Origin of the sequence: Enterococcus malodoratus, from assembly GCF_027659535.1 — a bacterium.
In the GTDB taxonomy this organism is placed as follows: domain Bacteria; phylum Bacillota; class Bacilli; order Lactobacillales; family Enterococcaceae; genus Enterococcus_A; species Enterococcus_A malodoratus.
Genome location: NZ_JAQDPG010000001.1, coordinates 580,850 through 600,756 on the forward strand (window position 1 = coordinate 580,850; position 19,907 = coordinate 600,756).

Sequence of the window (19,907 nt, forward strand, 5' to 3'; positions counted from 1 at the left end):
TACCGCTCCTTTTTATAATTTTTGGTCTTTGATGATCGAACTTGCTAAAACTTTTTCTTCAGAAGGAACCGCCTGAAAGGCCGTTTCCGGATATACTTCGACTAATTCCTTCAACGCTGTGATCTCGCTATCGGTCAACATGACATATTTAGTAATTTGTGTTTTCTCTGCCTGCACCATTTTTCCGGCATTGCCGATATTGACGTATTCGATCGTAGAAATTTCTTTTGCGATTCGTAGCGCATCTTCTACTGTTTTGACTAATACCATCAAATTCATTTCACTTGCCTTAGGATTTTTCAATAGCTTGATGGCATCATCCACATCTTTGATGATTGATTTAACTGTCGATGGTACGGCCATCTGCAACGCCATTTTTTGTGTTTCGTTATTCGCCACTTCATCATTGGCAATCACTAACCCTTTTAATTTCAATTCCTTGGACCAAACCATAGCAATTTGCCCATGGACCAAACGTTCATCTACTCGTAATGCCTTAATCATTTCTTTTTCCTCCTTTTGTTATGCAAAAAACTCTTCTTCACTAGCTTCCATCGTTTCGATTGGTGAAACGATCTGCATCGCTTCACGTCCAGAAGCAACAAGTTCTGCTAGACGTTCCTCTGTCAACGGCTCTTTATTTAAAATCACCTCTAAGACTAACGATAAATTAAATCCCGCTATAATCTGAACACCTTTCCCTGAACTTTCCAATAAAACCTTTTGATTCACGCTGCCGCCGAATAAATCTGTAAAAACAACGGCCGACTCTCCATCTAATGCTTCAAAAAACTTCGATAACTGTTCATCTATTGAAGGCTCGTCTTCAACATAAGCGGATAAATAAGTGATTCGTTCATTTGGGACGAACAGTTCTAACGTACTTTCTAATCCCTTAGCAAATTGACCATGTGTCGCGATCGCAAATTTTGTCATGCTATCCCTCCTTTTTCCTATTAAGAGTAATTTCATTCGTATCTCTTTCTCACTTTATTAAAAGCAAGTCCCGTGCCAATTATCAAAATGTACGTCTAGCAAGCGGCATTAAGCACAAAAAAATAGCGCTTAATAAAACAAGCACTATTTTAAGCAGATACTAGAAATGCATTCTAAGCAACTCGTACATCAAAGAAAGTTCGTAGTCATCTACCGCGATATTGTATTTTTTCTCGACCGCATAGAAAATACTTTTTGAAACGCCATAGAATTCCTTTTTCTCATCATCCAAAATCTCTGGTTCACTCTCTTCTTCAGGATTAACCATCAAACGTTCGATCATCAAGGCGATATGCATCGAAATATTTAATAAATCGCGGCCGCTCAATTTTAACTCGTAATATTGTTCATACTTCTCAATAATCTCTTGCACTTCCTGAATCACAATCTTTGGATTTAAAAATTGCAAACGTGCACCGATTCCCTCTAGCGTAAAGAATTGCAGGAGCTGTTCTAAAAGAGCCTCACAATTTTCTTCCGACTCCCCATTTTGCATTAGCAGTTGTTTTAGCTGTTCCGCGCCGCTTTGTTCCATCACGTCATAAATATTTAAAATCGATAGTGCCTCAAAAGAGTCAATATCAGTGGTCGTCAAGATCATCTGCGTATTAGAGAAATAATCTAAATCATGTGAACTCAACGTTTGCTTCAAATCCTTATAATCCATCGTAATGATTTCAGTGTCTTCCCGCAGGCATTGATTCATGATCCGCTTGATTTCCTCGGAAAGACCTGCGCCTGACATACAAGATACGATAATATTTCTATTTTGCGAGATTCCTTCGAAATATTGAACATTTGTCAATTCACTATAGCTCTCCGCCTTTTTAGCAATTTCTTTAAAAGACATTTGCTGCTGTACCTTCAACCCGACGTCCAAGGCCATCGAAGTTGTCAGATTATTAATCACCAGCAAATCGGCATCTGATTGTTTTTTGATTTCTTTATACATCTGACTAAGCGAACCCATGTCAAACAGCAGAATCACTTCTTGATTTTGCTTGGTTTGTTTTTGAATGAACTTCGTAACTTCCAAGCTGATTTGTTTCATGGAAGCATCGATCGGCATATCAAACGCTTCAAATAAATAATTCTGACACAAACTATTAACGACCGTTTGAATACTGGATGCCATGCTCCCATGAGATAACAGCAAACAAAGAAACGGAACCTTTTCGATTTCTTGATGCTCTTCACCAATCAAAATAAACAAGAACAAGCACTTTAAATAGTCAATTCCTTTTTCTTCAATTTGCAGTGTCTTTCTAAGGTCGTCGATCAGTTCCCCAATCAAATAATAAGAGCGTGGATACAACTCCTTCACTCGTTCAATCACATCATCTAGTTGATACTGTTGATCCTTTGCTTCTACAAAAAGATACAAAATCAATGCTGCTTGCTGCAAAGAATCTTTTTCTAATTGATTGAAAACGCCGTAACGCCTTCGTTGAATCGCTAGTTGCTGCTTAATTATTTCTAAATAACTGTCGACGATCAACGTCGTTAAGTCCGATCGATTAAACTGTCTGTGAATTTTTTTGATCTCCGTTTGTATCAGAAAACGACATTCATTCATTTCGGAAAGCTTCTCAAAAACCAAGACGGCTTGCGTTAATTGAGTAAATCGGTCTTCAAACAATCGGTTGATCTCTAAATCAAATGCCGTGTCATGAGCAATTCGAATTCCGCCCTCTGTTTGCGTTCCTAATTCAATCACCGATTGTTCCTTTTGATCCATAAAAGCACGCGCACAAAGTAAACGAACACGATTTTTTAAATCTCCTAAATTCCCCCTATACTGCTGATTCACCAATTGAAAAACTTCTGCTAAACTCAAATCAAATTCTTTATTCAAATTCTTTGATTCCTGCACAAAATTGCTTAAAGTAATTTTCAACCGCTCATGGATCGGCCGTTCATGAAACGCCGGCAAATGAATCACCATAGGTACTCTTCGTTGAAATGTCCGCAGCAGTGTTTCATCCAAAGATTCCGTCGTAGCAAAAATGAATCGCAGATCCACTTCAATCGCCTGTTCCTTTTCTCCGAGTGGGTAATATTTCCCCAAATCTAACAACGTAAACAATTTTTCCTGATTCTCACTGTTTAAACGATGCACCTCATCTAAAAAGATAAACCCGCCATCTGCTTGTTGTATCAATCCCTCCGTGTCTTGATCGGCACCCGTAAAAGCCCCTTTGCGATAACCAAAAAGCACGGATGAGAGCAATTCAGGATTATTCGCGTAGTCTGCACAATTCAATGTAACAAAACGACCAGTCTTGGCGATCACTTCCTGTTCAATCGCATATTGATGAATCAGTGCGGCCAAATAACTTTTTCCTACTCCAGATTCACCAGTAATCAAAACCGGAAAACCTTTCGGCGGATATGTCACTGCTGCCTTGCATTCATCAATTTCTTCTTTTAAACTGCCATCTGCACCGATAAATATCGCGAAAGGATCTATCTGTTCCTGCACAGGCTGCCAATAAACGGGACGCGTGCCATATTTCTCTACTAATCCTTCCGTTAAAAGTTGAGAAAGATACGTTGTCACAACATTTCTGCTCAACCCGGTGCTTTCTGCTATATCCATAGTGGTGACTCGTTTATGCTGATTCGATAATTCTTCTAAATGATCGTAAATAACATATCTTGATCGTTTCATGTAGTCACCTCCAACATTTTTTCAAGTACTCGCTCTCCCATATTGTAGCATTGCAATTTCTAAAAATGAGGAGACCCTTTAAAAACAATTAGAATCAATCACAAAGAAAAAGTCAAGCTGTCCTCTGCTCATTTCTTCTTTCTTTTCACTAAGCAATAAAAATAAGACTAGTTAAGATTGAAAATTAATTACACTCAGGATATAATTTCTAAATAGAAACTAAATTTTCAGGAGGATATTTATAATGTCTAATTTAGAATCTGCTTTGATCCAGCTACAATGCGAACTGGTTGCGGAACGAAACTTAGTTAATCCCAACGGACTTTCTTGGCTGCAATATGATATTTTAAATTTATTACGAAAAAGAGGATCATCCTCTCCTACACAGCTATCTGAACAGTTGCACATCCGCCCTTCCAAATTTTCGAAAACAATTAAAGAGTTGAAAGAGAACTGTTATATCACACAATCTGTCAGTCAACAGGATGGGCGAGGATTAATGACGACCCTTTCTGAATCTGGAGAAGACTTTCTTGATTCTGTTGATGCCGGCCATACTTTTCTCTATGAAACTGCTACAGAGATTTTTAATCCAGAAGAACAACAACTTTTTACACAATTAGCTAATCGTTTAACCCATGCACTTGAACAAGAAAGGACCTCTGACCAATGACGAAAACAATCAATGTTCTTGGTGCTAGGAGTAATAATTTAAAAAACGTCTCCGTATCAATTCCTAAAGGAAAAATCACAGTAGTCACTGGCATTTCCGGTTCAGGAAAGTCATCTCTGATATTTGATACTTTAGCCGCGGAATCTCAACGTCTGTTAAATGAGACCTACTCTAGTTATGTTCAACAGATTCTTCCTCATTATGAACGTCCAATTGTGGATAAAATTGTAGATTTACCCGTCTCAATCGTGATTGATCAGAAAAAGATTGGTGGGAATATTCGTTCAACGGTTGGTACTGCTACTGATATTTATACCTCCTTACGATTACTTTACTCAAGGATTGCTCAACCTTTTATCGGCTATTCAATGACCTATTCGTTCAATAACCCAGCAGGAATGTGTCCCCTCTGTCAAGGAACAGGAGAAAATTTGACGTTTGATCTTAACCAGCTATTGGATTTTGATCGCTCACTTGCCGAAGGTGCCATTCGATTTCCCACTTTCCAGCCAGGTGGTTGGCGTTTAACTCGTTATACTGAATCAGGTTATTTTGACAATCATAAAAAAATAAAACAATTTTCTCCGACTGAACTAGAAAAACTGCTTTATGATAAAGGCAGTAAGCCACCCAATGCATCAGAAAAATTTCCAAAAACTGGATATTATACTGGCGTAATCGAGCGCATTCAAAAGACAGTGATTGAAAAAAACACAAATACTTATCAAAAAGATATTGAACGAGTTACTAAGACAATCGAGTGTCCAGAATGTCAAGGAAGTCGGGTTAATTCTTTTGTACGTTCAGCGAAAATCAATCATGTTTCTATCGCTGATTGTGTGAAAATGCCGATTCAAGAATTGCTTTCCTTTTTAAATACAATCGAAAACAAACACATTGACACCATTTTAAGTGATCTGAAAAATCGTTTAGAAACAATGGTATCAGTAGGTTTAGACTATCTAACGCTTGCACGAACTACTGGAACGTTATCTGGCGGTGAATCGCAGCGTTTAAAAATGGTCAAACATTTGAACAGCTCACTTTCAGATATCCTTTATATTTTTGACGAACCGAGTGTTGGTCTGCATCCCGAGGATATTATTGGAATAAACCGGATTTTCTCATCATTAAAAACTAAAGGAAATACCGTAGTTTTAGTTGATCATGACCCAGATATTATTAAATTGGCCGATGTTATCATTGATCTAGGTCCCGGAGCTGGCGTGAACGGTGGAAAAATCACTTTTCAAGGAAACTTCTCAAAGTTTTTAGATGCTGATACTCTGACCGCAAATGCTTTAACAACCAAGCATGAGCTTGACTCAGAAAGAAAAAACTATTCTGAATTTTACGCTTTAGAAAACGTAAGTGCTCATAACATAAAGCGACAATCAGCTAAACTCCCTAAAGAGGCCATGACCATTGTTTCTGGTCTAGCTGGTTCTGGAAAAAGCACCTTGATTCGAACGCTTTTTATGGAGAAATATCCAGAAGCAATTACGTTTGATCAAACTCCCATTAGGGGAAGCAATCGTTCTAACGTATTAACGTATCTAAATATTTTCAATTCAATCAGACAAACCTATGCGAAAATAGCAGGTAAATCTACCTCCCTTTTTACCTTTAATGGGGCCGGAGCTTGTCCAGAATGCAAAGGAAAAGGCTACATAAAATATGATCTAGCTTATATGGGGGACGTTCGTCAAGAATGTGAAAAGTGCCATGGGAAACGGTACAATGAGGAAGCGCTATCTTATCGGTGGAACGGATATACAATAGCTGATTTTTTTCAATTAACGGTCGCTGAGGCTTACCCATTGATGATTTCACTGGAAGTAAAAGAAGCTTTATTGGCTTTAATCGAAGTAAACTTAGCCTATATCACCTTGGGTCAAAGTTTAGATACCTTATCCGGCGGTGAAAGGCAACGGTTAAAGATTGCTGCGATGTTACTAAAAAAGGATTTAAAACATTCCTCGATTCTTATTTTTGACGAACCCAGTACAGGATTACATGAACATGACATCAAGAGTTTGTTGGAGCTCCTACTTAAACTAAAACAGATGAAAAAAACAATTATTGTTTTAGAACATAATTTGTCGATTATTAGTCAGGCTGACTGGATCATTGATTTAGGTCCACGTGGCGGCAGCAATGGCGGAAAAATTATTTTTCAAGGATACCCTATTGACCTTTTGAGTAACGAAAATTCATATACTGCTAAACATCTTAGAAAATTTTTGAGGAAGTGAAATAGTATGATTGTATTATTCACTTTTTATTTAATAAGAATAGGGTAAATTCATCGATCAACACTATCAAAATTATTTTCTCCTCTTGAAAGTTTTGATATCGATAATAAATACAAACAAACACTTCTCAAAAATTTTGGGAAGTGTTTGTTTCAAATTATAGAATTCATTCAAGCTTCTTTTATATCGTAAATTCACTGTCATATGGTATAGCTGGCTGAGCGCCATAGCGTTGAACTGTTAAGGAAGCAGCTTTATTGCCATACTTTATTGCCTCTTCTATATTTTTTAAATCATGAGATAATTTTGAAGCAAATGCACCAATAAAAGTATCTCCTGCAGCTGTCGTATCCAGTGCATTGACTTTAAATGCTGGAACAACTCCCGTCTTTTCTCCTGAGATAGAATAGAAAGATCCTTTATTCCCTAGTGTCACGATGAGAACCCTAACACCCAATTCATGAATTTTTTCTGCTGCTGCCAATAAATCCTCTTCATCAGCGATTTTAATTCCGCTGATTGTCTCAAGTTCTATTTCATTTGGTACTAGAATATCCGTTGCTTGAACAATTTGCTCAGGCAAGAATTCTGGTGCTGGAGCAGGATTCAGAATTGTTAAAACTGATTCTTTCTGTGCTATCTCGAAACTCTTCTCAATACTCGACAAGTTGGTCTCTAATTGAGCTATCACATAATCACTAGTTGAAATGAGTTGGTGATTATCTAAAATATGCTCATTTGTGACTTCCTGATTTGCTCCGCCATAAATCACAATGCTGTTCTCTCCGTTATCATCAACGGTTACATAGGCACTACCAGTTCTTGCATTATCCAAATGATCAATCCCTGAAGTGTTGATACCGTCTTGTTCAAGCAAATCTACGAGGGCTTTCCCGCCTTCGTCATTACCTACTGCACCAATAAAACTAACACGAGCGCCATTTCTAGCCGCCGCAATTGCTTGATTGGCTCCTTTCCCACCGCCATTTGTAAATACTTCTTTTGAATGAATTGTCTCACCTGGTTTTGGAAAGTTTTCCGTTCGAATCGTAGTATCCAAATTAATGCTTCCTACTACCGCAATATTATTCATCTCTGCACTTCACTCCAATTGTCTTCACTTACGTTGTAATTGTTCAAAAAGGTCTACGAAAAATAGCTGATCGTATCCATAGTCAATTTTCTGAATTTATCTAGGTCTAGATCGAAAGCAACTTGAACATTTTTTTCTTTTTTATAAACATCATCATAATCAACTACAGTACTTCCTAATGCCAATGTGTCACTAGTTTCAACCTGGACATTCATCGGGTATACAGTAAACATTTCTGGATCAATAACGTACGCGACAGCACATGGATCATGCATATGGATTCCTTCAACATGATTCTCATCCGCCCAAAATGGACGTGTTGTTGTCAAATTGAAAAAGTCCAAAAGGTCAGCCATTGTTGTTGCAACCTGATTTCCGATACTTCGGATTTCTTTTATATCTTCTTCAAATAGTTGAGCCTTTAAGGTTACATCTAGGCCGAACATAGCAACAGGAACTCCAGACTTCACAACAATATCGGCCGCTTCAGGATCAACATAAATATTAAATTCCGCATGAGGTGTCATATTCCCTCCAAAGCAGGCTCCTCCCATAAAGGAAATCATTTCAATTTTGTCTTTTAATTCGGGGTGAGACATCAAGAAAATCGCGATATTGGTTAATGGACCTGTAGCAATTAGTGTAATCTTTTCGTCGGATTCTCTTAGAATTTTTGCTATTAAGTCGTTTGCTGAGATATCCAGATCTTGGATAGATGATTCTGGTAGTTCAGCACCATCTATCCCTGACTCTCCGTGCACATCGTCTGCAATAATTAGATCTCGACGCAACGGTTTACTTGCTCCTCTTGCAACTGGAATTTTTTCACTCTTTGCTAGTGTTAAAAGTCTCTTTGCGTTGATATATGTTTTTTCAGGAAGTTGATTTCCTGCAGATGTCGTCACTGCTAATAAGTCAATATTATCTGATGCAATGGCCATCAACAACGCTAGCGCATCATCATGACCTGGGTCACAATCTAAAATTACCTTCTTTACCATTATTAGTCCTCCAATACAGTTCTATTTGCTTTGTTGAGCTTTTTCACTACGGGTATAAATCATTTTTTTAGTAACGATAAAGATCACTAGGGCTATCAATACAATTACGCCGCCAATTAAGAAAATATTGGCGTAGGTTGATGCAGCACCCTCTGAAGATCCAACAATGCTGCTGCCGGACATTACTCCTGAGGACATCATGCCACCAAATACTGCTACCCCTACAGAACCAGTGATTGCTTGTACCAAATCATTTACGCCTAATACACGTCCAGATTCTTCAGGAGAAACAGTCAATGTCGCCGTGTCAACAATTGGTGAGTAGAAGAATGATGTTCCAAAATAGTAAATACAAGGAGCTAATGCTAAAGCCCATACTTTACCATGTGGAATCGCAAACGCAATTGCTAGTAAACCAAGACCCATAAAAGATAAAGCCATGATAATTGCTGCGGAACGTCCGATTTTTTTAACAACAGGTCCACAGACAAACCCTAAAACAGCTGCTAACAAAATAGAACCAACTAAAAGTAATGATACTTGTGCCGAATCAATACCGAAGACGTTTAATCCAATCGCGTTTACTCCGGCATTCAAGGTATAACTAAAGAAGTAACCGATAAAGATGACTGACATAGTAGCAATCAGTGCAGGGTTTTTCAAAAATTCAGGTGTGATAAACGGATTTTTCGCCTTGTTAATATAAACGAAAAACAACACTAATGTTACAACTGATGAAATTGCCCAAAAAGCATTCATATCTGTAAAGAACATAGTCATTGCTCCGGCAAATGCTCCAATCAAAGCAAATCCAAGCCAATCAATATTTGCTCCCTCCGCATGTTCATCTGGTAAATTTTTAGCCAATGATGGAATGAATAATACGGATAAAATTGGAACGGCAAACAACCAACGCCAGTCAATTTTTGTAATATATCCAGCCGCCACTACACCTAAAGCAGCTGAGAAACGGAATACAGCAACAAAAATACCATAGTAAATTACTCGATTTTCTTTGGCAATGTACTTGGATACTAGTACTAAAAAGACAGAACCCGCTACTTGTCCACCTGCTGACTGTAAAACACGTGCAATAACTACTGCCCAAATACTACTCGGGCCAAATCCGAATCCAATGATGGAACCTATAACAAATATAATTACTCCTAACAAAGTCATTTTCTTTAATGAAACAAAATCACCAAGCGCGCCATAAACAACACAAACAATTCCTAAAATAATTCCTGGAATAGAAGTAATAAGTGGTGCTAAATTTGTTGCTCCTAATTGTTGGCCAATATTGACAAAGATCATTCCAAAGGCCTGCTGCTCCAAAATACCAAATGTAAATATCAATAAAATTAGAGGTATGGCCTTCTTAGCCATACGATTCATTTTATCGAACTCTTTACTTCCCTCTTCTGGTATCGGAACACCAACTATTTTTTCTCTCTCATTTGTTGTCTCCATTCTTAGTCCCCTCTTTCTTAATCTCTTTATATAAAAGGTGATGTCACCTGTATATACGAATTTCTTCTCTTTTCTTTTCGAACTGATATTGGAAGTCCTGTTTAGTAAAAACAGACTTTTCTAAACCTAATGAATGTCCCACTCGAGTAATTGGCGGCGGGCTCACGTTACTTTCTTTTAGAATTTCAGTGTTCGAAAAAATCTCTTCTTTGCTTGCCTTCTTGAGAATTCGACCTTTTGCCATAACGATTAGTTGATCGAAATTTTCTACAACAAACTTCATATCATGCGTAATCGTTATACATAGTTGATTATTATCCTTCAATGCAGAAATGATCCTGGCTAAACGTTGATTTCCCTCAAGATCCTGTCCGCATGTTGGTTCATCCAATATGATCATTTCCGGATTCATCATCAAAATCGAACCAATTGTACAGAACTTTTTCTCTGTCGCATTCAAGTCAAATGGATGAACGGATAGACTATCAGTTAGTCCAACTAGATCGGCCACTTTTTTCATTCTTTCAGCGATTTCTTTTTTAGGTATCCCTTGTTGCTTTGGACCAAACTCAAATTCTTTTTTTACACTTTCTAAAAATAGCTGATTATCTGGATTTTGAAAGACGTAGCCAATTTTTCTAGACCAAAAAGCAGTGGTGTGGTTCATGATGCTTTCGCCATTTATTAAAATTTCCCCGTTAGTCGGACGCAATAAGCCATTCAGGTGCTTAACAAATGTTGTTTTCCCTGCACCGTTTTGTCCAATGATTGCAACCGGTTCTGTACCTTCAAAAATGGTGTTGATGCCATTCAATGCAATATCGCCCGATGGATATTCATGGACGAGTTCTTTGACCTCAATCCGCACTTGCCAGCACCTCCTGCAATTTCTTAGTTGCGTGTTCTTCGGTTAAAATAATTGATTCTGAAACATAATCCTTAGATATACTATAGTAATCCGGTGCAGTCACACCAAAATCAACTAAATTAGGATTACTGAAAATATTCTCTGGTGTATCATTTAGAACTAATCTACCTTTTTGCATTACCAGTATTTGGTTGGCTAATTCGGCAACTTTTTCCATATCATGATCCACCATTATAATAGTCATGCCTTCTTGATTAAGTTTTCGAACCGTTTTCATTATTTGGTGACTACCGACTGGATCTAGCTGAGTAGTACATTCATCTAAAACCAAAATTTTTGGCTCTAGAATAATTGCTGCTGCCAATGCAACTCTCTGAACCTGGCCGCCAGAAAGTTCTAATGGATTTCTATCAAGTAAATCAGTGATTTTAACGACTTCGGCAACTCTACAAATCCTTTCTAGCATCTCTTCTTTTGGTAATCCTCTATTTCCCAATCCAAAAGCTAATTCCTCACTAACTGTATCAGCAGTGTAGGAAAGCTGATTGAATGGATTTTGGAAAACCAACCCCACTTTTTGAGAAAGCTCGCCGACTCCGACCGCAGATGTTTTTCTACCCTCAATCTCAATTGATCCCTCAGTATATCCAACGAAAAAATTAGGAATTAGACCTGCGAGTGCATTACATAAAGTTGACTTTCCAGCACCATTGGCACCAATCACTGCGACAAAATCTCCTTGTTCTACACTAAAATTGACCTCTCTCAATGCCGCATCTGGTGCCTCGTTATATCGATAAGAAAAGTCGATTGCCTCAATTATCGTATCCATTCATCTAGCTCCTCATCTCCAAAATCGAATAGCCATAGTAAATAATAAAAACAGTACAGCAAAGCCTTTAAGAACCGTGTCGCTTTTACCTTTCTTAACCTCAACAAAACTTATAGGTTTTACTCCCTTAATACTGAAGCCTCTTGTCTCTAAAGTCATTCCTCTTTCTTGAGCATCCGTCAGTGAAGAAAGAACAACTGGACCTATCAGCGGTAAAAACGCTTTCGCTCGTTGGATAAAGTTACCCGTTACCTCGACTCCTCTGGATTCCTGAGCCTCTTGAATGATTTTCACTTTTCTTTGCATTTGAGGGACAACATTCAAACTTGCTAAAACTAGATAGCCTATTTTCATGTTTAGACCCGATTGAGTAAGTGCAGCCACAGTTTCTGAGTTCCTGGTCGTTTGCATAAAAAGATAAAATGTTGCCAGAAAAACTAACAGTGTAGAAGAAATTTTTAACGCATATAACGATCCTTCTAGACCCACCTGAGCAAATCCGAGATCAGCGATTACTGTGACATTTTTAGGACTGTACAACCCTTGAATAAAAAGCAGCATCAATGTGACAGGTACACCAAATCCCAGAACTAAAAAACTAGTTTTTTTACCCAAACCAATAAACCAAGCAAGAGTCAAACTCATCATTAAAATGCAATATGCTAAACCTGGACTAGGGTAAATCATAGATCCAATTCCAAAACTTAATACAAGTATCAGTTTAGTAACAGGATTTATTTCTTTTACAGCTCTATACAAGTTATTATTCATAGATATTCACCTTCAGTTCTTCTCTCTGTCATTGACCAATGATGCCCCGTCCAATGGAGCGTATTGACTTGAAAAACGTTTTGGTATTTTCTTTACTAACCAATAGACGATTAGAAAAACTAATCCTTTATCAACTAGGTTCTCTATCAATGAAGTTGAAAAAACAGAAAGAACGATTTGTTTAGTAGCGGCAATTAATGCTGCTGTTGCAAGAGAACTGGTATTAATCCCGGTTGCTCCTCCATAGACAAAGATAGTAATTATGGATGAAGCAAGGGAGTTCGTTAAGGTACAAGCTAACCAGGTGACTATCGCTCCCACCACGTTTTTGAAAAAGCCAGCCATTACCAGATAACCTGTTACTAGCCCGCATAAAATACTTACAAGTGCATAGGGGAAGAATACTGGATTTGTCACAATAGCCAAAAATAAGTTCGTGATTAATCCACAAAGTGCTGCTACCCAAGGCCCTGCTAAACAAGCTACTAACACCGTTCCAATCATATCTAGAAAGAGCGGTAACTTTAATGCAGAGCACAAAGTCCCTCCAATTAAATTAATTCCGACAGCGATTGGAATTAATACAAGTGCCTTTGTTGAAAAGTGTTTATGGAGAAATGCTTGAAAAATATTTTTCATTGTAGTTCCCCTCTTTGATGTGTGATAGAATTAATTCAAGAAAACATTTTCGGAAAACGTTTTCCTTGGTTAGAATTTATCATCACACATTAAGTTTGTCAACCTGTTTTTTTCTGTTCTGTAAAAATTATTTAGTTTTTTTGACTAAACGCACTTGACCCTTTTTGAACAGGTTGAGTATGATGAGAAAGTAAGAAGACGTGGGAAAAGGAGAAGCATATGAATATAAGAGATATCGCAAAATTAGCAGGTGTTTCTGTATCAACAGTTTCAAAGATTGTGAATAAAAAGGACGCCAGCATTAGTAAAGAAACCCGTGAAAGAGTACTAAAAATTGTTCATGAATACAATTACACTCCCTATTCATCCACCATCAACAATGCTACAACGACTGGTTCGATTGGTATATTAATTAACTCCTTGGATTATGTTGATCATGCGTTGAATGGGATGATTGATTATGCACAACAAAAAGGCTACAGTCCCATAATTTTCAATAGTTTCGGAGATCATAAACAAGAACTAAAAAATATTACTGCTTTAGGAACAAAACAAGTAGATGGGATTATTTGGGACCCGATAAATGAAAGCAGTTTAATTAATCGAAATCATATTGAATCTTTAGATATTCCATTAGTGTTAGTTGGACAAATGGAAGAAGATATAGCTCTTTCTCTCCCCTATGAGAAGGCGGCGTACTACCTAACAAAACAATTACTTGAACGAAAACATAAGAAAATTGCATGTATTATTGGAGATGATAATAGCAATGAAGCTTTTATCGCCGGTTATAAACAAGCTCTTTTTGATTACAATCTAAAATTTGAAAATTCCTTGATCGTTCAAACATTAGACTATGGCATAAATGATTTTATTATCGAAAAACAAATTTCTGGATTTGTCTCTGCGGATTTCTTTAAATCGATTGAACTCTATAATTTAGCTATGCAAAGTGGATTAAAAGCACCAAAGGATTATTCCTTACTCTCCATCCGTGATGAAACAGAAGTAAAATATAAAAATTATCAAGATGCCCTTTCAACCATTACTATCAGCAATACAAGTTTTGGTAAATATGTCTGTCAATCACTTATTGATTTGATCACTAAAGACGAGGCGCTACAGCCTTTCTGTGAAGAAATGGTTTTGAATAATACAAAATCAATAGGTCTACCAGCTGAAAATGAACGACCAAAAATTCTCGTTGTGGGAAGCATTAACATGGATACTTATCTCTATTCATCAAAACTTCCTCATAACGGTTCAACAAATCTTTTATCCAACTTGAGTAAACGTCCGGGGGGAAAAGGTTTGAATCAAGCTGTTGGGGTGGCCAAACTTGGACATCAGGTTCGATTAATCGGATGTGTTGGATCTGACAGTGACTCGAACAACATGTTTCAGGAGTTGAAAAAAAATAGCGTTAACACTGAGGGAGTATCTCGTTCAGACGACACAGAGACAGGCCAAGCGTACATTTTTGTAGAATCTAGTGGAGATTCTATGATTTCAATTTTACCTGGAGCAAATGCGGAGCTATCACCCGCCTATATTGAAAAAAATCACGATTTATTCTCCAATGTAAAATACTGTCTCGTACAAACAGAAATTCCGATAGATACCGTGGAACGTACCTGCTCTATGGCAACTGAAAAGGGCGTTGAAATTATTTTAAAACCGTCTGCCTCAAAAACTATTTCTGACATGCTTCTAGCTAAAACTAGTTATTTCATTCCGAATGAAGAAGAACTAGCCTCTGTTTGTCCAGCTTTTGATACTATTGAAAAAAAGACAGAGTATTTACTTTCTAAAGGAGTTAAGAATGTGATTGTCACTTTAGGGAAACGAGGTTGTTATTTGAGGAATGCCGAACAAGAAAAGTTCTTCCCGGCTGCTGACTTTTCAGCAGTTGACAGTACTGGAGCAAGTGACGCATTCGTCAGTTCTTTAGCGGCCTATCTATTACGAGGTTATTGTTTGGAAAAAGCTATTCAAATTGCTACTTATGCAGCTGGATTTTTAGTCTCGCGTGATGGGATAACTACTGCATTGGTTGATCGTATGACTCTAGAAAGTTTTATTGCTAAAAAAGAGCCCCATCTGTTATTAAAAGACTGAGCCTAAGTCTCTAAAACTTGTCATCCAATCATAAAGCGTGATCAATTACAACAAATAGCCTGTTAAACTTAAGAAAGGACCAAAGAATCATAATCTGATTCTTTGGTCCTTTTTCACCTTTTCATTATCATATGAGTGGAACATTTCAATTACGTGAATGCACTAATAGTCCAATTTATATATAAAACTTGTCGCCAATTGTTCAGCAATTTCAGCTGAGCGAGGACAATAATTTTCGGAGTAATGATCCATAAAACCATGTTTTGCATCAAACATTGTAACTGAGATGTTCTTCCGATCAATTAATTTTTCCATTATTTCCTGTGGCTGAAAGGATTGTTCATGCTCTGCAAGGATCAACAGCGTGGGACACTCAGGGTTTATTTGCATATTATCTCTAATTCGTGACCCGTAATATAAAACAGCCCCATCAAAAAGCTCATTTTCTAAGATGCTCCAAGCAACAGTGGCTCCCACGCTAAATCCAATAATAAATAGGTGTTTGTATTTACTTTTTATCCTTTCGCTCAGTTTTAACAAATGTTTATGTGAACTATGTTTTATCTCTTCATCAAAGTTTTGATATGCCTTATCTGCCTCAGCGTAGGAATACACTTTATTGTTCCCTAATAAATCCGGACAAAATACATCGTATCCTTTTTCTGAATATTGATTGCAAACATCAAGTATAAACTGATTTAGTCCATATATTTCATGCAAAATAATTACCGCATTTTCTGATCCTTTTATTAGGTTTTTATCATTCATAATGCAAATCTCCTTAGAAAATAATTTATGCTGAAATATAAATACGGATTTTAGTACGGTACAATGATCTCAAATTCTTTTGTAAAACCTTCCTTAGATTTCTTTAAAGCAATTGTGAAACCATGCTTGTCTAATATGGCTTTTGATATCGCTAATCCTAAACCATTGCCTTGAAATTCTCTTTCAACTTGGCTTTCACTAATAAATGGCTCAAAGATTTGTTCCCTTTTTGAGAATGGAATCTCACTTCCGCTATCCGCAAAAGTAAGAACATACTTGCCAGATTTTTTTCCCATTCGAACCCGTAGTTTAGTCTTTTTTGCGTTGTGTTTACACGCATTCACAATGATATTGCTAAAAACTCGCTTGATTTCTGAAGCATCACAATCAATAAATATCTGTTCGTCAGGAATCTCAAGAATCAAATCCATTTCTCTTTTATCAAGTAAATCGTAGTTGTCTACCAATGCTTGTCTTAATAAATAAACAATGTCATTACTTTTACATATCAACTCAAAGCTGCTTGAACTAATTTTAGAATATTGAAATAGCAAATCCAACAATTCATTTGCCTGAATTGTTTTATTATAAATTATTCTATTAATCTCTACTTTTTCATCTTCTGTTTTGACTACGCCTTGATAAAGTGCTTTTGAAAAACCAGCAATACTAGTTAAAGGTGTTTTCAGATCATGAGCAATATTCGCAAATAATAAACTTTTATCTTCTGCATTTTTATCAACCTGTCTCATTACTTTTTTATCGATACTCCGGAAAAAAAGAATCGAGAAACAGGTAATGAGTAGTGCATCAATTACAAATGGACTCGCCAAAAAGAATAGAAAAAGTTTTTCGTCAGTAATGACATCCAGGTAATTAGAAAAAAAATTATCTACTATTGAGATGATGAAGGTTAACAAGATAAAATACAGCACAAATGATCTCACGATTGAATTTCTAAGTTTTTTCATCTGTTTTCTCCATACGATATCCTAATCCCCTCACCGTTTTAATTTTGTCAGACCCAATTTTATCCCTTAATTTACTTACCATCACTCTCAAACTATTGTCATCAAAGAAAAATTCTTCCCAGGCTGCGTTGTATATTTCTTCCTTTGTAAACAATCTCCCGGGATTTTGCATGAACAGTCGCAGCATTCGAAACTCAGTTGCTGAGAGTTCAAGTTCTACATTATTGGAAAGACATACAGTACAAGAATTTAGATCCAATTTCAGTCCAGCAACTTTAAGAACAGCATCTTCTTCAAAAAAATCGATCGCTTTTTGACTATTAGTTCTTCTAAAAATGGCCTTCACTCTCGCCGTCACTTCCATTGGATCAAAAGGTTTCGTGACATAATCATCTGCACCCAATTCAAATCCGAATATCTTATCTGATGAGTCAATGCGTGCTGAAATAATTACTATTGGGACATCCCTCACTTGACGCACTTTTTTTATCAATTCGAACCCATTTAACTCCGGCATCATAATATCCACGATTAGCATGTCAAACTGCTCTTGATTAAACATTTCCCAAGCTGCCCTTCCATTATTTGCCTCATAGATGCTTACTTCGTCGTTTTCTAAATACAATCTTAATAGCTTCACGATCTCTTTTTCGTCATCTGTAATTAATATTTTGTAAGCCATCTAATTGAATCCTTTCTTCTCTTTAATTCTATTTTATAGTAAAGAATGAAGAATTATCCAAAAATTTTCCAATTAATATGACCAGAAATTGAACCATTCCCACCAAAGGACATTTATGATAATGACGATTGTCGAAACAACCATGAAATAATCATAGATGGTTAGTCGTATTCTTTTTCTCTGTCTCATCCTTTTGACGAGAATATAAAAAAGATAGAGCGTAATCACGGAGAGTCCAATAGATTTTATTGCATTTCCGGTAGGATAAATGCTACCTGGTAAAAGGATAAGCCAAAAGACGAATAAACCAACAATTACAACACAAATATTTTCTATTATTGAATGAAGACGAGTGGAGTTCTTTTTCTGTTTTTTGTGTGAAAACTTAAAATATAGATGTTTCACTAACATAACTGGTATTCTAAACAATGAAAAAAGCACCATCACTATAAATAAGATGAATAGAAAAACACTGAGTGCAAAACCTATGTTACTTTCTTTTTTCTCATCTTGTGTAAACGTTTGAAGACCTGCTATTTTTTCTTTTTTCGTCTGAACGACATTTAAGGTATGAAGCCCATCTCCATTGTTAGTCAAGAAAACATTGTCATCAATTTGCTGCATGTTCATAATGCTCGCGAATTTATATTTCCTATCATTCTCTTTTTTCCACCATGCTGGACTTAGATATTTGTTAATTTTATAGATTCCATGCGCCATATTAATTCTAGAAGAAGTATAAATACCAGTAAGATTTTTTGAAGCTGAATATTCATTCTTCGCTCCTTTGGTATAGTCGCCAAAAACAACACTAAGTAAACCAAAATTATAACTAGTTTCTCCAACCTCATTAGTCATAATAGCAATCCCTAGTTTTTTTTCAGGATCAAAATATAGGCTGGAGGTACATGCTTGTGTGTTCCCACTATGGCCGATAATGCCATTTCCATAAGGGAGATACCACAACCCATGAGAAATTCTTTGATAATCTGCATTTTCATAATTTAAACTTGGCGAAATCATTTTTGAGTAAGTCTCTTTTTTCTTAAACAAAGGACTCTTTCCCTGCTCATCAGGAATTAGTGCCATTAAAAACTTGGTATAATCTTCCAAGGTACTAACTGCTGAACCCGCCGGATATAGCTGGAGATATACAATAGATTTTCCATAGGATTCCTCTCCTCCTTGATAAATTGAATAAGAATGAAGTTCATTTCTTTTTTTGGCGACTTTTGAATTGTCTGAAAAATCAGGTCTTATTGTACTTGAATTCATATTAAGCGGAATAAAAATATTTTTCTTTACATAGTCATAAAAGCGTTCTTTTGTAATCTGTTCAACAATATATGCGGCTAAAGCAGTTCCCCAATTCGAATAAGAACAGACCTCACCTGGTCGATATATCTGTGATGGTTCAGAAGTTTTGAGTGCTTCTTCTAGTTCAACAATTTCTTCTTTATCCTGCGTCTCATGATCGCCAAAAACCAATTCTTGAAAACCGGCATTGTGGTTCATTAAGTTCAACATTGTAATTGGTTCATCATATTTCAACTTACTCAAAAATTTTTCTGGTAAATAGTGTTCAATGTTTTTATTCAGATCTATTTTCCTTTGTTCATAGAGTTGCATGACGCTCGCCCATACAAGCAATTTTGAAGTTGATCCCCATTCGTAGACAGTATCTTTGTCTGCCGGAATATTTTTCTCAATATTTGCGTGGCCAAAATACTCCTGTTTTTCAATTTTTCCATGATTAACTACAGATACCGCTACTGAAGCAGTATATTTCTTTCTTTTTGATATATAGTCATCCATTCTTGCTGGTAACCCATCCATATCATTTGAATTCAATTCATTTACTCCTGCAAGTGTTGATGAGCAGAAACCAAACATAATAATTATCATTGCCGCTAAAGAAACGATTTTTTTCATCCTAACCCACTCCTTTTTAAACAATATACACAACCAATATTTCTTTAGTGATTGATGAACATTACCTGAACATTACTTTGAAAAAAGAATGGGGGATTTTTCTCGACAGAGGTATTAGTGAGTATTTAATGAGGGGGAGACACCCTCTTTGAAATTTAGAATCACTA

General features: G+C 36.6%; 17 protein-coding genes. 3 read left to right on the forward strand and 14 right to left on the reverse strand.

The window, feature by feature from the left end; translation table 11 throughout:
- Positions 1–12: 12 nt before the first annotated feature.
- From PGP85_RS02830 to PGP85_RS02840, 3 genes are all read right to left on the reverse strand, one after another.
- Positions 13–504, reverse strand: a complete 492-nt coding sequence (locus tag PGP85_RS02830; protein ID WP_270325993.1) for a PTS sugar transporter subunit IIB — start codon at positions 502–504, stop codon at positions 13–15.
- Between the two features lie 18 nt (positions 505–522).
- Positions 523–936 carry a PTS sugar transporter subunit IIA gene (locus tag PGP85_RS02835; protein WP_270325995.1) on the reverse strand — a complete coding sequence of 138 codons (414 nt, stop codon included), beginning with the start codon at positions 934–936 and terminating at the stop codon, positions 523–525.
- A gap of 160 nt (positions 937–1,096) precedes the next feature.
- The gene (locus PGP85_RS02840; RefSeq protein ID WP_270325997.1) at positions 1,097–3,667 is read right to left on the reverse strand and encodes a sigma 54-interacting transcriptional regulator; all 2,571 of its coding nucleotides are present in this window, start codon (positions 3,665–3,667) and stop codon (positions 1,097–1,099) included.
- A gap of 244 nt (positions 3,668–3,911) precedes the next feature.
- On the opposite strand from PGP85_RS02840, the gene PGP85_RS02845 reads away from it, so the two are divergent.
- Together PGP85_RS02845 and PGP85_RS02850 are read left to right on the forward strand one after the other, a co-directional pair.
- Positions 3,912–4,340, forward strand: a complete 429-nt coding sequence (locus PGP85_RS02845) for a MarR family winged helix-turn-helix transcriptional regulator (RefSeq protein ID WP_270325999.1) — start codon at positions 3,912–3,914, stop codon at positions 4,338–4,340.
- Complete coding sequence (locus PGP85_RS02850) at positions 4,337–6,595, forward strand: excinuclease ABC subunit UvrA (RefSeq protein ID WP_270326001.1); 2,259 nt, start codon at positions 4,337–4,339, stop codon at positions 6,593–6,595. The genes PGP85_RS02845 and PGP85_RS02850 overlap by 4 nt, the downstream gene beginning before the upstream one ends.
- Before the next feature lie 181 nt (positions 6,596–6,776).
- On the opposite strand, the gene rbsK is transcribed toward PGP85_RS02850, so the two are convergent.
- The 7 genes from rbsK to PGP85_RS02885 are packed head-to-tail and all read right to left on the reverse strand — an operon-like array spanning position 6,777 to position 13,269.
- On the reverse strand, positions 6,777–7,688 hold the full coding sequence (gene rbsK, locus PGP85_RS02855) for a ribokinase (protein ID WP_270326002.1): 912 nt from the start codon (positions 7,686–7,688) through the stop codon (positions 6,777–6,779).
- Between the two features lie 53 nt (positions 7,689–7,741).
- Entirely contained in the window at positions 7,742–8,689 is a 948-nt protein-coding gene (locus PGP85_RS02860; protein WP_270326003.1) for a nucleoside hydrolase, read from the reverse strand.
- A gap of 21 nt (positions 8,690–8,710) precedes the next feature.
- The gene (locus PGP85_RS02865; RefSeq protein WP_090407530.1) at positions 8,711–10,159 is read right to left on the reverse strand and encodes an MFS transporter; all 1,449 of its coding nucleotides are present in this window, start codon (positions 10,157–10,159) and stop codon (positions 8,711–8,713) included.
- A gap of 43 nt (positions 10,160–10,202) precedes the next feature.
- Positions 10,203–11,027 carry an energy-coupling factor ABC transporter ATP-binding protein gene (locus PGP85_RS02870; protein WP_270326005.1) on the reverse strand — a complete coding sequence of 275 codons (825 nt, stop codon included), beginning with the start codon at positions 11,025–11,027 and terminating at the stop codon, positions 10,203–10,205.
- Positions 11,017–11,859, reverse strand: coding sequence for an energy-coupling factor ABC transporter ATP-binding protein (locus tag PGP85_RS02875; RefSeq protein ID WP_270326008.1), 843 nt, complete (start codon positions 11,857–11,859; stop codon positions 11,017–11,019). The genes PGP85_RS02870 and PGP85_RS02875 overlap by 11 nt, the downstream gene beginning before the upstream one ends.
- A gap of 12 nt (positions 11,860–11,871) precedes the next feature.
- Positions 11,872–12,630, reverse strand: a complete 759-nt coding sequence (locus PGP85_RS02880; protein ID WP_270326009.1) for an energy-coupling factor transporter transmembrane component T — start codon at positions 12,628–12,630, stop codon at positions 11,872–11,874.
- 12 nt (positions 12,631–12,642) lie between these two features.
- Entirely contained in the window at positions 12,643–13,269 is a 627-nt protein-coding gene (locus PGP85_RS02885; RefSeq protein ID WP_270326010.1) for an ECF transporter S component, read from the reverse strand.
- A gap of 219 nt (positions 13,270–13,488) precedes the next feature.
- Here PGP85_RS02885 and PGP85_RS02890 point away from each other — a divergent pair, with 219 nt between their 5' ends.
- Complete coding sequence (locus PGP85_RS02890; RefSeq protein WP_090407545.1) at positions 13,489–15,387, forward strand: PfkB family carbohydrate kinase; 1,899 nt, start codon at positions 13,489–13,491, stop codon at positions 15,385–15,387.
- A 162-nt stretch (positions 15,388–15,549) separates the two neighbouring features.
- Here PGP85_RS02890 and PGP85_RS02895 read toward each other — a convergent pair whose 3' ends face one another.
- The 4 genes from PGP85_RS02895 to PGP85_RS02910 all read right to left on the reverse strand — a co-directional run bounded on the left by PGP85_RS02895 (position 15,550) and on the right by PGP85_RS02910 (position 19,740).
- Positions 15,550–16,155 (reverse strand): dienelactone hydrolase family protein, encoded by a 606-nt coding sequence (locus tag PGP85_RS02895; protein WP_270326012.1) that lies wholly within the window; start codon positions 16,153–16,155, stop codon positions 15,550–15,552.
- A gap of 50 nt (positions 16,156–16,205) precedes the next feature.
- Positions 16,206–17,126 (reverse strand): sensor histidine kinase, encoded by a 921-nt coding sequence (locus tag PGP85_RS02900; protein WP_270326014.1) that lies wholly within the window; start codon positions 17,124–17,126, stop codon positions 16,206–16,208.
- Positions 17,113–17,808, reverse strand: a complete 696-nt coding sequence (locus PGP85_RS02905; RefSeq protein ID WP_270326015.1) for a response regulator transcription factor — start codon at positions 17,806–17,808, stop codon at positions 17,113–17,115. Before PGP85_RS02905 ends, PGP85_RS02900 begins: the two co-directional genes overlap by 14 nt.
- A gap of 72 nt (positions 17,809–17,880) precedes the next feature.
- Positions 17,881–19,740, reverse strand: a complete 1,860-nt coding sequence (locus PGP85_RS02910; RefSeq protein ID WP_270326017.1) for a serine hydrolase domain-containing protein — start codon at positions 19,738–19,740, stop codon at positions 17,881–17,883.
- Between the last annotated feature and the right edge of the window lie 167 nt (positions 19,741–19,907).

Coding starts and splice junctions, on each gene's coding strand:
- PGP85_RS02830 (WP_270325993.1), bottom strand. CDS start 504: ATGATTAAGGCATTACGAGTAGATGAACGTTTGGTCCATGGGCAAATT.
- PGP85_RS02835 (WP_270325995.1), bottom strand. CDS start 936: ATGACAAAATTTGCGATCGCGACACATGGTCAATTTGCTAAGGGATTA.
- PGP85_RS02840 (WP_270325997.1), bottom strand. CDS start 3,667: ATGAAACGATCAAGATATGTTATTTACGATCATTTAGAAGAATTATCG.
- PGP85_RS02845 (WP_270325999.1), top strand. CDS start 3,912: ATGTCTAATTTAGAATCTGCTTTGATCCAGCTACAATGCGAACTGGTT.
- PGP85_RS02850 (WP_270326001.1), top strand. CDS start 4,337: ATGACGAAAACAATCAATGTTCTTGGTGCTAGGAGTAATAATTTAAAA.
- rbsK (WP_270326002.1), bottom strand. CDS start 7,688: ATGAATAATATTGCGGTAGTAGGAAGCATTAATTTGGATACTACGATT.
- PGP85_RS02860 (WP_270326003.1), bottom strand. CDS start 8,689: ATGGTAAAGAAGGTAATTTTAGATTGTGACCCAGGTCATGATGATGCG.
- PGP85_RS02865 (WP_090407530.1), bottom strand. CDS start 10,159: ATGGAGACAACAAATGAGAGAGAAAAAATAGTTGGTGTTCCGATACCA.
- PGP85_RS02875 (WP_270326008.1), bottom strand. CDS start 11,859: ATGGATACGATAATTGAGGCAATCGACTTTTCTTATCGATATAACGAG.
- PGP85_RS02880 (WP_270326009.1), bottom strand. CDS start 12,630: ATGAATAATAACTTGTATAGAGCTGTAAAAGAAATAAATCCTGTTACT.
- PGP85_RS02885 (WP_270326010.1), bottom strand. CDS start 13,269: ATGAAAAATATTTTTCAAGCATTTCTCCATAAACACTTTTCAACAAAG.
- PGP85_RS02890 (WP_090407545.1), top strand. CDS start 13,489: ATGAATATAAGAGATATCGCAAAATTAGCAGGTGTTTCTGTATCAACA.
- PGP85_RS02895 (WP_270326012.1), bottom strand. CDS start 16,155: ATGAATGATAAAAACCTAATAAAAGGATCAGAAAATGCGGTAATTATT.
- PGP85_RS02900 (WP_270326014.1), bottom strand. CDS start 17,126: ATGAAAAAACTTAGAAATTCAATCGTGAGATCATTTGTGCTGTATTTT.
- PGP85_RS02905 (WP_270326015.1), bottom strand. CDS start 17,808: ATGGCTTACAAAATATTAATTACAGATGACGAAAAAGAGATCGTGAAG.
- PGP85_RS02910 (WP_270326017.1), bottom strand. CDS start 19,740: ATGAAAAAAATCGTTTCTTTAGCGGCAATGATAATTATTATGTTTGGT.